Origin of the sequence: Bacillus piscicola (assembly GCF_022458745.1) — a bacterium.
Lineage (GTDB): Bacteria > Bacillota > Bacilli > Bacillales > Marinococcaceae > Alteribacillus_A > Alteribacillus_A piscicola.
The window spans coordinates 47,022-60,227 of record NZ_JAJJJF010000008.1 but is presented as its reverse complement, the minus strand read 5'-3'; the positions used below and the strand labels follow the sequence as shown (position 1 = coordinate 60,227).

The 13,206-nt window shown below is 46.6% G+C and carries 9 protein-coding genes and 1 riboswitch; all 9 genes read right to left on the bottom strand.

The genetic code is table 11. From position 1 onward, the window contains the following. Nucleotides 1-468 precede the first annotated feature (468 nt). Nucleotides 469-1,065, bottom strand: a complete 597-nt coding sequence (locus tag LOR49_RS12600) for a lysophospholipid acyltransferase family protein (RefSeq protein ID WP_240377092.1) — start codon at nt 1,063-1,065, stop codon at nt 469-471. Beyond that, nucleotides 1,062-1,739 carry a (d)CMP kinase gene (gene cmk, locus LOR49_RS12595; protein WP_240377091.1) on the bottom strand — a complete coding sequence of 226 codons (678 nt, stop codon included), beginning with the start codon at nt 1,737-1,739 and terminating at the stop codon, nt 1,062-1,064. Before cmk ends, LOR49_RS12600 begins: the two co-directional genes overlap by 4 nt. Before the next feature lie 92 nt (nt 1,740-1,831). Further along, on the bottom strand, nt 1,832-2,512 hold the full coding sequence (locus tag LOR49_RS12590; RefSeq protein ID WP_240377090.1) for a flagellar brake protein: 681 nt from the start codon (nt 2,510-2,512) through the stop codon (nt 1,832-1,834). A gap of 68 nt (nt 2,513-2,580) precedes the next feature. Continuing rightward, nucleotides 2,581-3,930: a germination protein YpeB gene (ypeB, locus tag LOR49_RS12585; protein WP_240377089.1), complete on the bottom strand. Its 1,350-nt coding sequence runs from the start codon at nt 3,928-3,930 to the stop codon at nt 2,581-2,583. 18 nt (nt 3,931-3,948) lie between these two features. Further along, nucleotides 3,949-4,941 (bottom strand): spore cortex-lytic enzyme, encoded by a 993-nt coding sequence (sleB, locus tag LOR49_RS12580; RefSeq protein ID WP_240377088.1) that lies wholly within the window; start codon nt 4,939-4,941, stop codon nt 3,949-3,951. 621 nt (nt 4,942-5,562) lie between these two features. Then, a complete protein-coding gene (gene metH / locus LOR49_RS12575; RefSeq protein WP_240377087.1) occupies nt 5,563-9,012 on the bottom strand; it encodes a methionine synthase in 3,450 nt (1,149 codons plus the stop codon). A 385-nt stretch (nt 9,013-9,397) separates the two neighbouring features. Beyond that, nucleotides 9,398-11,230, bottom strand: coding sequence for a bifunctional homocysteine S-methyltransferase/methylenetetrahydrofolate reductase (locus tag LOR49_RS12570; RefSeq protein WP_240377086.1), 1,833 nt, complete (start codon nt 11,228-11,230; stop codon nt 9,398-9,400). A gap of 31 nt (nt 11,231-11,261) precedes the next feature. After that, nucleotides 11,262-12,368, bottom strand: a complete 1,107-nt coding sequence (locus LOR49_RS12565; RefSeq protein WP_240377085.1) for a methionine biosynthesis PLP-dependent protein — start codon at nt 12,366-12,368, stop codon at nt 11,262-11,264. 103 nt (nt 12,369-12,471) lie between these two features. Next, a riboswitch (SAM riboswitch) is annotated at nt 12,472-12,576 on the bottom strand. Between the two features lie 56 nt (nt 12,577-12,632). Beyond that, the gene (locus LOR49_RS12560; RefSeq protein WP_240377084.1) at nt 12,633-12,797 is read right to left on the bottom strand and encodes a hypothetical protein; all 165 of its coding nucleotides are present in this window, start codon (nt 12,795-12,797) and stop codon (nt 12,633-12,635) included. Nucleotides 12,798-13,206: the final 409 nt, after the last annotated feature.

The window sequence follows — 13,206 nt, the reverse complement described above, 5'->3', positions numbered from 1 at the left end:
ATCCTTAAACAATTTGACTAAAATATGATAAATTCTGTAAAAGAATTTATTCCATCATAACATGAATCACTCGTCTGCCATATGTTGACTTCCAATCGCTCTGGCCGGACGCTTTCACCCCGAGGGCACAAGTGCGACATCAGTTCGAAACTTCGCTTACGCTCGTTCTCACTGTGTCTTCTTTGCCGCGGGCAACGCTTCAGCTTCCTTGGGCCTGCAGGATGTAGGTCATGCAACCGTTGCGACAGGACGTCGCGAATTTAGGTTGCCTCCCTTTCATCGCTCACTTCGGGATCTTACTTCCACAGGATGCGGTGGCTTCTGCGTTGCACACAGGACGTGTGCGGTTTTAGCAGAAGTTCCGTTATGCTATTCCCGCCGGAGTCGCCGCCCGCTGCTCTTTCCAGTCAACTAAATGTCAATTTTCTTTTTAAAAAGTAAAATTTACACATATGGTTCTCGAGATATTTATTTTCCCTTATTTTCCTGATGATAATCTTTCAGCTGCTGAATGTGTTCCATGATTACTTCTGTCGCGTGGGCTGCGTCTACTTTTTCTTCGCGAATTGCTTGAAACGGAATCGGTTTACCGTAACGCAGTGTGATTTTGCCAAACGGCTTGTAGCGCCCGATAATAACTGCCGGTATGACGACCGCTTCTGAACGAAGAGCAAAGAAACCAGATCCGGAAAGACCTTTACCGATTTCGCCTGTCTTGCTTCTCGTCCCTTCTGGAAATAAACAAAGAACCTTCCCTTCTTTCAGAATACCAAGACCTTTACGTAATGCCTGGCGGTCACCTGTCCCTCTTTTTATAGGAAATGCATTGATATAAGGGAGCAGCTTGCCTAAGAGCGGCGCTCCGAACAACTCTTCTTTTGCCATGAAGTTGAGCGGCCTTTTCATAAAGGAGCCAACTAGAGGGGGGTCCAGGTTACTTAAGTGGTTCGAGCAAATAAGAACAGGTCCTTCTGTTGGAATGTTTTCCTGCCCTTTCGCTTCTACTCTCATAAATAAAAAGAAAAAGACTTGGCAGATAAACTTTCCTAATGCATACAGATTCATAACCCCTGGATCCTTTCTGTAGCCAACCCGCATATCTTCGCTGCCACCTCTTCACTCGAGAGGTTGGTAGAATCAATTTCAACTGCATCGTGAGCTTTTTTTAAAGGCGATTCTTTACGAGTTGAATCTTTCAGATCTCTTTGTTCAATGTCCTCCAAGATCCTTTGCAATTCGGACTCTCTTCCTTTTTCTACATTCTCAAGATGTCGGCGGCGCGCTCGTTCTTCCACGGAAGCGGTTAAAAAGATTTTCAGTTCCGCGTCTGGAAGGACGACTGTACCGATATCCCGGCCATCGAGCACCGCCCCTTTACGGCTTGCTAATTGCTGCTGTGTCGTTACCATTTTCTGCCGAACTCCTGCATGGGCGGAAACAGCAGACACCGAAGCGGTTACCTCGCTGGAGCGGATGTCTTCGGTGACTTCCCTGTTGTTTACGTATACTTTATTCCCGTTTACACCGGGGACCATTTCAATCTCTGTCTCTTGTAATAATGAAGTGAGAGAGGCTTCATCAAGGATATCCGTGTGTGATTGAAGGGCCCGCCATGCTAATGCGCGGTACATCGCTCCTGTGTCGATATACACATAAGACAGTCGTGCGGCAACCATCTTCGCTACCGTACTTTTCCCCGCACCAGCCGGGCCGTCTATTGCGATATTTATCTTGTCCATCTTGCTCCCCACCCCGAGGTTATGTATTTACTTAGAAGTATTGTTTTGGCAATTATTTCACAGCATATCATACCATAAAACGGACAACAAATCTAACGATTCCGACTTTCTAATCTGCTATGGCGCTGCTGTTCGAAACAGTAGCGGATAATCTTCTGCCTGTCGTGCTCTCCAATTTGTTTAAATTGCAGCGAACAGCTGTCTCTCGTACTCTTTTTGTCAGATTGATTTACTCTTACCACTCGACAACGGCTATTAATATAATGAATGGACTCATCCTCCAAATGAAGCGATATCCATGCGATAATCTCCCTGTAACCATGCAACGAGCAGCCACGCGGGAGACTGATTGCCATTCCACCGCCGCTTACGTCTATCGTTGACGTAACAAACGGTGGGAATTCATCATTTACTGAGTGGACCGCAACGTCTAGAGATGCTTGGATCCGTACATAATCTCTTCGCTGTATACGGGTATAATGTTCCCTTCCCGGATTATTTATTAACAAGGCTTTCAACTTCATTCTTTGGATACGTTTGACCTCCGAGTGAAAGGAATAAACAGCCCCATCTTTTCCTACAAACCAAACTTCAAATTGTGTTCCTTCTGTGAAGAATCCTGTTTTCTTCGTATCTTCATTTACGGGAGGGTCAATCACAAACAACCCCTCTTTTACGTCGATAAGCTTTGCACGGTATTTCGTATTTCCTGCTACAGGATCCTCGTGCTGCTCAACTGGTGATAAATGAAAGGTATCCCCAATACTAAACATTCTTCCCTCTCCATTCGTCTATATCCTGTCTTTATAGAGAAAAAAGAAGAAGCAGACTGCTTCTTCTTTTACATCGTATCATAAACAGGTTCTGCGTTTTCCATCTTTTGTACCCGTTCCTCGTCGCCTGTCTCGGCGTTAATGTAAATCTGGAAGGTATCTTTGTCAATTGTACCATAAAATTCATAGCAAAGAACTTCTTCCTCTTCGTCATTCTTAATCAGGGCAACATGCTCTTCCATGACGTCTACATTTGGATTCACTCTGTCTCTTGCTTCATTCACGCTTAATTTCGGACTTAGCTTTTTGCGTTTCTTATGATTGGTAATATACTCCGCCCCTTTGTAATTGACGATTTCTCCGTCGTCTAACGCAACATCTACGTAAACGACGTCTGGATATATTCGTACGTCATTTTCAACCGGTACAAACTTAAAGGACCCGATTGTGTCGTATTGTTTTCCGTCTACGAGCTCCATATGCTCAAATCCGTTCCGTTTTAAAAACTTTTGCGCTTTATTCGTCGCTTCATTTAAACTGATATTGATCTCTTCAATAGGACGTGACTGCATGAACCAAAGAGGGTGGCCGCCTTTTTTCGTCATATCCATGTGGATCGCTGCTTCGCCCTCCGGCTCTTGAATCGTCAGACTGTACCCTTCAAACTGCAGTCCTTCCTTTAGTTCATCCACTTCCACGTTCATGGAATCGGGTATGTCCAAAAATTCCCTTGCTATCTGGGCCGCTTCTTCCTTGCTCACTTTTTTCCCTTTTACCTTCTTTGCAATTTGTTCATCTAAATCAGGTGCAAAATCATTCGCTGGACTAAAATCGGTCTCGGTGTACCCTTTTACCTTTTCATCTATCATTTGAAAGCCGTTTACAATTGAATTGTCCATCGGTTCCTCGTTCGCATCCATCGCATTTATCGCGTCGGTCCACCGCTGGTCTTCCTTGAGTACACCTGCTTGCAGTTTACGAAGCTCGTGTTTGATATCCCCCGACTCTTTATAGAACGTTTGCAGCTTTTGATACTCTTCATTGGTCAGCGGATCATCATTCAATTCTCGTATGGTTGTTTTATAACTAAAATCACCGATTTTGTGTAAAAACTCTTCTGTTTTGTGCAATGCCATCATGCCAAGCGGCAACTGTCCTAATTCGTTTTGTGCCATGGAAGTAATCCGCCATACCTGTGCCATCGAACTCGACAATTGCTCCCGCGAGTTCATGGCAAGCGTTGTTCCCACTTCATCTTCTAGTTGGTTCATATGGAAGGATAAATCATGAAAAGCGCGCTGATAGTTATTTTCATTATGCACGAGCAGCGCTTCCTTCTCACTAGCCTGGTTGTATCCCCATACTCCTGTTCCGATCAATCCGACAATGAGTAAACCAATAATCCCAAATCGAATCATGTTAAACGTTCACCTCCATTATTTAGCAAATACGTGCTTCCCAATTCTTTTGATCGTCGGCCGGGAATAAATCCAATTGGACGTTGTTTTCGCAGGGTTATAGTAATAAAGAGCACCGTTGGACGGGTCTTGGCCGTTGATCGCATCGAGAACAGCTTTTCGTGCTTGCTCATTTGGTTTCATATATATTTGCCCATCGGAAACCGCCGTGAACGCGCGCGGTTCAAAAATAACCCCGCTTGCTGTATTAGGGAAGGATGGACTGTTTACACGATTGAGAATGACGGCTGCTACAGCTACTTGGCCGATATACGGCTCACCGCGTGCTTCCCCGTGAACAGCATTTGATATTATCTGAATATCATTCTCCGAGTAACCCGCCGGAACGTTCATTGCTTTTTGAATGTTAGCATCGTCTGATTGTTCCTCTATATTCTGTTGTTGAGGTTGATCTTGCTCTTCAGCTTGCCCCGGTGCTGGTTGCTGAGGTTGTTGTGCTTTTTGCTCTTGTTGTGGAGCTGGTTTTTGTTGGTTTGGCTGTTCGTTTGGCTGTGGTGCCTGCTTCTCTTGCTTTGGCTGAGGTGCTTGTTTTTGTTGGCTTGGCTGTTCTGCACTTCCTTTTGGCCCTTTTTGGGTCCCTTTTGGTGTTCCTCCGTAATTTGTGAATTTCCGCGCGTTTCGCAACGCATCTTTCACATGTGCCTCGTCATATTCTGTTGATTTTTCAAGCATCGCTTTCATCTTATCACCAACGAGACCATCCACTTCTTCCAAGCCAAATTCCTCTTGGAAATTTTTCACTGCCCAATATGTTCCCCAACCAAAAACACCGTCTATCGTTCCATTATAAAATCCGTTGTGCTGCAGACGGGCTTGCAGTTCAACGACATCATCTCCCGTCGCACCTTTTTGAATAACCTGGTCCGAAAAAGCATGTGTTTGCTCAGTTGGTATGGCCAAACTAATAATCATGGAAATAATCGTGATCGGTATTATGTTAGATACCTTCATTTTTCATCTGCCCCTCCTTTTTTACGCAATCCGATTTTGATTGAGGTTACGATTATTTTCTTCCAGTTCCGCTTTTTTATTCATAAGAAAGAAAAATAACGTATGTACCAAGTTGATTTTATAAAGGATTAGCGGCGTACTAAATGTAACTCTCAAGAAAACGATGCCTCAGTAAGCGGAACCTCTGGGGAAATAACGAAAAGAGATTGAATAACGTTGCGAAAAAGTGAAGTAAAGAAAATTAGCCGCGTCATTTGGGTTCTATGGTGTCGCATAATTGCACCTTTAGAAAAATAACGACTTCATTGTCTGTATATGGGGCTGCGAAAATGTGCTGGGTAAGAATAACGACCGCATTGGAGGCGGATGACGTCGTGAAAATGCTCCAGCATGGGAATAACAACCACATTGAGCACCAATGACGCCTTGAATATGCGTCAGTATGAAAATAGCAACTCCATTCGCAATGGTTGACGTCGCGAAAATACCGAAGCATGAAAATAACTACCTCACAGCGTGCCTATGATGGCGTATATTTGCCAGGGCGGTAAAATAAAAACTCCATAACAAGAAAAGAACCGACTCTCGCTATTTCAAGAGTCGGTTCTTTTCTCTTCTATTTTAAAGCACACTAAAGTAGCGTCCTTCTGGGTGTGCAAATACCATGGCGGTGACGGATGCTTCTGGTTCCATCATGCAGCCTTCTGTTAATTGAATACCGATTTTTTCCGGTTGTAGCAATTGAAAGAGCTTTTTTTGGTCTTCAAGGTCTGGACAGGCCGGGTATCCGAACGAGACACGCACACCCCGGTACTTGGCAGAAAAACGGTCCTGCATCGTCATATCCGGAGAGTCTGGTATGCCCCATTCATCTCTCATCATTTGATGGATTCGCTCAGCAAACCCTTCTGCCATTTCGAGCGCGGTTGCTTGGATTAAATGGCTGAATAAATAATCGCCATCTGCTTTTGCCTCTTCTGCTAAACCTCGGACACCTTGCCCAGCCGTCACGGCTAAAAACCCGACGTAGTCCATTTCACCGCTTGAGACAGGACGAAGAAAATCAGCTAAACATAGGTGCGGCGGACGCACCTGGCGCGGGAAAGAAAAGCGGGCCGCTTCTTCTTTTCCTTCTGGGCCCCGGTACACAATCACATCGTTCCCGTCCGATTGCGCAGGGAAAAAGCGATACATGCCGTTCGCTGTTAAAATACCTTCCTGTTTCGCCCGGGTCATAATATGATCCACCTGTTCCTTCAGCTTAACGGCTTTTTCGTGTTTTTCGTCAAGCAGACGACTGACCTTCCCTTGTAAACCGAGGTGTTTTCCCATGAGCATCTGCAAGTTCACATATGGCTCCAGATGGGCGATGCTGTAATTTTTTAAGATCCGTTCTTTGAAATCCGGCGGTGTCTGCACCGGTACCTCTAAGGAAACGTCAGACCTTGCCGGCAGAGTGGCTACAGATGCCTCTGTTGTTGCTTTCTTTGCCGTTTCTTTAGCGGAACGCTGTTGTTTCTTCTCCTCTAAATCTTGGGCCAGCTTTGTTCTCTCCTCAGGAACGATCAACTTGTTCGCTATATCAAGCCCGTTCATCGCATCTTTCGCATAGAGCACCATACCTTCGTATTCGGCACTGATTTTTTCATCGGTGAATTTACGTGTTAACGCCGCACCGCCTACGAGCATCGGAATGGAGATGTTCTGTTCTTTTAAATCTTGAGCCGTCAGTACCATCTGCTGAGCCGATTTTACGAGCAAACCGCTTAAGCCGATCGCATCGGGTTTTTCTTTCGCGACTGCTTCAATTAATTCATTTGGGGTGACTTTGATTCCGAGATTCACAATTTTAAACCCGTTGTTTGACAAGATAATGTCAACGAGGTTTTTCCCGATATCGTGAACGTCTCCTTTCACCGTCGCCAGGATGATTTTCCCTTTGCCGGAATCATCCTCTTTTTTCTCCATATGCGGTTCCAGGTGCGAGACGGAAGCTTTCATCACTTCTGCACTTTGGAGCACTTCGGCAACGATTAATTCATTATTGTTAAATAACTTTCCGACTTTATCCATCCCGTTCATCAAAGGGCCGTTAATAATATCGAGTGGATCGTCATACTTCGCCAGAGCTTCATCGAGGTCTTTATAAAGCCCTTCTTTTGTCCCTTCGACGACGTATTCTGCGAGTCTTTCTTCTAAGGAAAGGTTCTGCTCTACTTGTTTTTTCTCTGCTTTTTTTCCGCGGTAATGTGCCGTAAATTCGGCAAGTGTGTCGTCTGTTGTTTCAAAGAGCAAGGCACGACAGAGTTCTTTTTCTTTTTCCGGAATACTGGCGTAGCGCTCCAGTTTTTCGGTGTTCACAATCGCGTAATCCAACCCGGCATTCGTACAGTAATACATAAAAGCGGAATTCAAGACTTCGCGGCCGACCGGAGGAAGCCCGAACGAGACGTTGCTGACACCGAGGATGGTCAGGCATTCTGGCATCGCTTCTTTAATCAGACGAATGCCTTCCACGGTTGCTTCCGCTGAGCCGATATACTGCTGGTCTCCGGTACCGACCGGGAACACGAGCGGGTCAAAGATAATATCCTGTGGCTTTAGTCCATACGTATGGACTAACAGATCGTAAGAGCGCTTCGCGACTTCCAGTTTTCGTTCGGCGGTAACGGCCATGCCCGTTTCATCAATGGTTCCGACAACGACCGCTGCTCCGTACTGCTTAACAAGCGGGATAACCTTTTCAAAACGGTCCTCGCCGTCTTCCAAGTTGATCGAGTTAATAATCGCTTTCCCCTGACAATAGGTTAACGCTTTTTCGATGACATCTTCGTCAGTTGAATCAATCATCAGCGGGACTTTCACTTTATTGACGACATAACGGAGAAACGTAGCCATATCTTCTTTTTCGTCACTATCGGGGTCAGCGAGACACACGTCGATCACGTGAGCGCCCTTTTTCACCTGGGCTCGGGCGACTTCCGACGCTTCCTCAAATGCTCCTTCACGAATCAGACGCTTAAACTTCCGTGAACCGATGACATTTGTTCGTTCCCCGACGAACAGCGGCCGCATATCTTCGGTGTAAAGCAGCGGATCAATGCCGGATACCGCGTGCTGGCTGGATTCTACCGGAACCCGCGGGGAAAACTTTTGTAACGTTTCCCGCATCACACGGATATGTTCAGGGGTGGTACCACAACAACCACCGACGATATTGAGCCAGCCTTTTTCCCCGAAAGCCTCCAGTTTTTGCGCTAAAGACTGCGGAGATTCGTGGTAATGTCCTTCCTCATCCGGGAGACCGGCGTTCGGATAGCAGTGCACGTACGTTGTCGCAAGTTCCGAGAGCGAGCGTAGATGGTCCCTCATAAATTCAGGACCCGTTGCACAGTTTAATCCGACGACGGTCGGGTTCATATGTTCAATCGAAATATAAAATGATTCAATCGTCTGCCCGGCAAGGGTCGTTCCCATCGGTTCGATCGTACCCGACACCATTAGCGGCAGGTGCACGCCGGTTTCTTTTTCCGCACGTTGAATGCCGATACAGGCAGCTTTTACATTGCGCATATCTTGACTCGTTTCCAAAAGCAGAATATCTACGCCGCCTTTTATCAAGCCACGCGCCTGTTCCTCGTAGCCGTCGCGGAGTTCTTCGAAGGTGGCACCACCTGTGACGGACAATGATTTTGTCGTCGGTCCCATGGCTCCGGCTACGTAACGCGGAAAATCTCCGGTTGTGTACGCATCAGCCGCTTCTTTGGCAAGTCGGGCGGCGGCAATATTTAACTCCTCTGCTTTATCCTCGAGGTCGTAATCGGCGAGGACGATATTTGTCGCGCCGAACGTATTTGTCGAAATAATATCTGCACCTGCTTCTAAATAATCTCGGTGAATTTTCTCGAGCACATGAGGTGCGGTAACATTAAGGTACTCGTTACAGCCATCGTAATGGTCACCGCCAAAGTCTTCCGGACTTAAATCGGCATTTTGCAGCATCGTCCCCATTGCGCCGTCCAGTATTAAAATGGATTCTTTTATTCTATCTGTAAATGGAATTTTCCCCATATTACCACTTCCTTCGTTAGTTCGTATACGCCACGTTATTATCGTGTTAGCTTACTACTTCCGATGTTGATTTTGTAACGGAAAGCGGAGACTCCAGCGGGCGTCGGCTAAAAGCGGTCACGTCCTGTGACCAACGCCGACACTAGAACGTCGTGTTCGTCGAAAGCAACAGTCCGAAGACCCGTAGACCTGTCTGAAAGGAAGGCAACCTAACAACGCGACGTCCTGTCGCAACGGTTGCATGACCATCCTGTAGACCCGGGGCTGAGGCGTTGCTGCGGCAAAGAAGACACAGTGAGAGCAAGTGTAAGCGCGGTCTCGAACTGATGTCGCCCTTGTGCCTGTAGGTGAAAGCTTCCACCTGCAGAGGAAATCAACTGTTCAGTTAGTTCTGTATTTCGTGAGTCGTGGCGTTTCGGATATAAGTTGTCAATTCTGCTGTTACGTCATAACGGAGAAAAGGCGTAATTAAATAAATGCCGTTAAAGTATTTGACTGCTTCATCAATTAACGATTTCGCAATCTCAATGCCTTCACGTGCAGCCTTTTCCCGGTCATCTCCGCAGGCTGCCATTCGTTTTCTCACATCGTCGGTCAGCGTTATCCCCGGCACCTCGTTGTGAAGGAATTCTGCGTTTCTGCTGCTTACGAGCGGCATAATTCCCACATACATCGGAGTAGGCAAATGCTTGATCGCTTCATAGGTTTCCTTAAACTTGTCCACATCGTACACCGGCTGCGTAATAAAGTAATCCGCGCCTGCGGTGATTTTTTTCTCCAACCTTTTCACGGCACGATCGAGACTGCGGACATTTGGGTTAAACGCAGCCGCAACGGTAAAGGACGTTTTCTCCCCGAGCGATTTCCCAGAGAAGGAGCGGCCTTCATTCATTTCTTTCATTAATGAAATCAATTCAAATGAATTTACATCGTACACAGAAGCAGCCCCTGGGAAGTCCCCAACCTTCGTAGGGTCCCCGGTGATCGCAAGGACGTCCTGTATGCCAAGCGCATGTATGCCAAGGAGTTGGGACTGAAGCCCAATCAGATTACGATCGCGGCAGCCGACGTGTAGGAGCGGTCTTGCTTTCGTTTCGGTTTTCATCATCGCTCCCATTGCGACGTTATCAATCCGTGGGGAGGCAAGCGAGTTATCCGCCATCGTCACAGCGTGCGCTCCACTTTCATGCAGCAACTGTGCCCCTTCGAAAAACTTCTTTGTGGCAAGCTTTTTCGGTGGGTCTAACTCGACGATAACGGATACCTCTTTTTTGACGATATCATCCAGCCGTTCTAGTTGAACAGATGAGTCCGGAACAGGCTCTACAGGAGTCACAATAACCGTTGTTTTTTCCGTGACCGGAGCACTTCCTTTTACCGCTTTTGCGATCGCCGCAATATGCTCAGGCGTCGTCCCGCAACACCCGCCTATTAAATGAACCCCTTGCGCCCTTAACTCTTGAGATTTTTCATAAAAGTAATCGGGGTTGGATTGAAAAATAACCCTGCCGTCATCAAAAGCAGGCATGCTGGCATTCGGATAAGCGGAAATAAAAAGATCTTCCTGCAACGGGAGTGTTTCAAGGGAGCGGAGAATATGGTAAGGTCCCATGCGGCAATTGATTCCCACTATATCAGCGCCAGCTGCTTTTAATTGCGCAAATGCCTCACGAAGCGGTATTCCGCCTTGCATGACACCAATTTCTCCAAGTGCAACCTGGGAAATTACCGGACAGTCCGTATATTCGCGAATAATGCCGATTGCCGTAAGCGCTTCTGTTAGATCATAGAACGTCTCTAACATGAAGCCGTCGGGACCCTCTGACCATAGTGCCTCGACTTGTTCCCGGAAGGCAGCCTCAATCTCTTCCTTTGTAACATCCAGGCGCTGCACGCCCTTAATTCCGCCAATGGTTGCCATCACAAAGGCACTGTCACCAGCAACCTCTTTGCAAAGTCGCACCCCGCTTTTATTAATAACGACAGCATCACCCTCAAGTCCGTACTTTTTTAACTTTATACGGTTAGCCGCGTACGTGTTCGTTTGGAGAACGTCGGCACCAGCTGCGTGATATTCCATATGCACTCGGCGGATGACGTCTGGATTCCTTACATTTAACGCTTCAAAAGACTCACTGAAGCCCTGATCATACAAATAGGTCCCCATTGCTCCGTCACCGACAAGAATTCTTTTCTTCATCTCTGTTTTTATGTCCAATGTACAGTCACCCTTTCCCACCAAATCACCTTCACTGCAGCTTTTCAAGTGCCTGGTCTACATCTTGAATCAAATCTTCTGCATACTCCACCCCTACTGAAAAACGAAGCAGCCGATTACAAACACCGTTCTTGAGCCTGACTTCTTCTGGTACATCTGCGTGCGTCTGGGTTGCCGGATATGTCATAAAACTCTCGACGCCGCCAAGGCTTTCTGCGAACGTAATCAGCTTGAGCCTTTGCAGCAACGGATTCACCCATTCTTCTTTCTGCACCTTAAAAGACAGCATCCCGCCTTTTCCCGGATAGAAAACATCGATAATTTTATCATGGCCTTCTAAATAGGCGGCGATCTTTTGCGCATTTTCCGTGTGCTTTTCCATCCGCAGCGATAATGTCTTCATCCCGCGCATCAACAGCCATGAATCAGTCGGTGATAAAATCGCTCCCATGCCATTTTGCCACTGGCCCATTTTTTCACAAAGCTCTTCCCCTTCCGCCACAATCAATCCGGCAACGACATCGTTATGCCCGCCTAAATACTTGGAAGCACTGTGAATGACGATATCTGCCCCCATCTTCAAAGGCTGCTGCAAATAGGGGGTGTAAAACGTGTTGTCCACAATCAGCAGGATGTTACGCTCCTTCGTCATCGCAGCTAACGCAGGAATATCGGCTTCCTGCATTAAGGGATTCGTGGGCGTCTCAATAAACAATGCCTTCGTTTTGTCCGTGATCAGTTTCTCAAACCCTTCCAGGCTTCGGGGGTCCCCATAACGAAATGTAATCCCCCACTGTTTCCATCCCTGTTCGAACAAGCGGTATGTGCCACCGTATAAATCAAGAGTGGCCAAAATCTCATCACCTGGCGCAAACATAGAAAACAATGAATGAATCGCAGCCATCCCCGAACTAAACGCAAAACCACGTGTCCCGCCTTCGAGCTTAGCGATGGCGTTTTCGAGAATCTCGCGGGTCGGGTTATTGGTGCGTGAATAATCGTAGCCCGACGATTCTCCAATCCCACTGTGATGAAAAGCCGTAGTGTGATAAACAGGAGCACTGACTGCACCCGTTCTAGGGTCCTTTCGATTACCAATTTGGACAAGATTGGTTTCAATATGATAACGATGAGACATTATGTACAGCCCCTCTTCTCTTTATCTCTTTTTGTTTTATCGCCCCTAAAAAAGCAGGCCTTCTTCGATAAGAAGAAGGCCTGCTTTTATTCGGCTATGCTTCATCTTATCTTCCAGGTCATAAAACCTGCAGGAGTTAGCACCTGACCATCGCTGGCTGGTTGCTGAGATTTCATCGGGCCCTTCCCTCCATCTCTCTGGATAAGAAATATCATTTATTTGTTACACCTACAATACCTCATCCTAAGAAGTTTTGCAAATATATTATTCCGGTGATATGTCTATATGAAGAGTGGATTCATTCCCACACACGCACTGTTTAAAACCTGTTTCCAGTTCTCCCTTTTGATCCAGGCGACCGCGGAGAATGTATTTTTCTCCGCACTTCGGACAGCGGATAATCACGCGGTAGCGGGAGGAGGCAACCATGAAACCCATCCTTTCTACAGTCTTTTTTCATTCTAATAGATCCTAATTTATTATACATTTTTCATGGTGAATCAATTTCACAAGTGCTAATTAGACGTAAATACGAACAATATTATAAATATTTATTATATATAATGTTCGTTAAATTGGTAAACATCTATTGTTGATTGTAACGGAAGGCGGCGACTCCAGCGGGCGTCGGCTAACAACGGTCACGTCCTGTGACCAACGCCGACACTAGAACGTCCTGTTCGTCGAAAGCAACAGCCCGAAGACACCGCAGACCTATTTAAAAGGAAACAACCTAACTGCGCGACGTCCTGTCGCAACGGTTGCATGACCTACATCCTGTAGGCCCGAGGCTGAGGCGTTGCCCGCGGAAAGCGTCCGCCTGCAGTGGAAATCAACT

Excerpts from the sequence above, each read along its gene's own strand:
- LOR49_RS12600 (WP_240377092.1), bottom strand. The coding sequence starts at position 1,065 with ATGAATCTGTATGCATTAGGAAAGTTTATCTGCCAAGTCTTTTTCTTT.
- cmk (WP_240377091.1), bottom strand. The coding sequence starts at position 1,739 with ATGGACAAGATAAATATCGCAATAGACGGCCCGGCTGGTGCGGGGAAA.
- LOR49_RS12590 (WP_240377090.1), bottom strand. The coding sequence starts at position 2,512 with ATGTTTAGTATTGGGGATACCTTTCATTTATCACCAGTTGAGCAGCAC.
- ypeB (WP_240377089.1), bottom strand. The coding sequence starts at position 3,930 with ATGATTCGATTTGGGATTATTGGTTTACTCATTGTCGGATTGATCGGA.
- sleB (WP_240377088.1), bottom strand. The coding sequence starts at position 4,941 with ATGAAGGTATCTAACATAATACCGATCACGATTATTTCCATGATTATT.
- metH (WP_240377087.1), bottom strand. The coding sequence starts at position 9,012 with ATGGGGAAAATTCCATTTACAGATAGAATAAAAGAATCCATTTTAATA.
- LOR49_RS12565 (WP_240377085.1), bottom strand. The coding sequence starts at position 12,368 with ATGTCTCATCGTTATCATATTGAAACCAATCTTGTCCAAATTGGTAAT.
- LOR49_RS12560 (WP_240377084.1), bottom strand. The coding sequence starts at position 12,797 with ATGGTTGCCTCCTCCCGCTACCGCGTGATTATCCGCTGTCCGAAGTGC.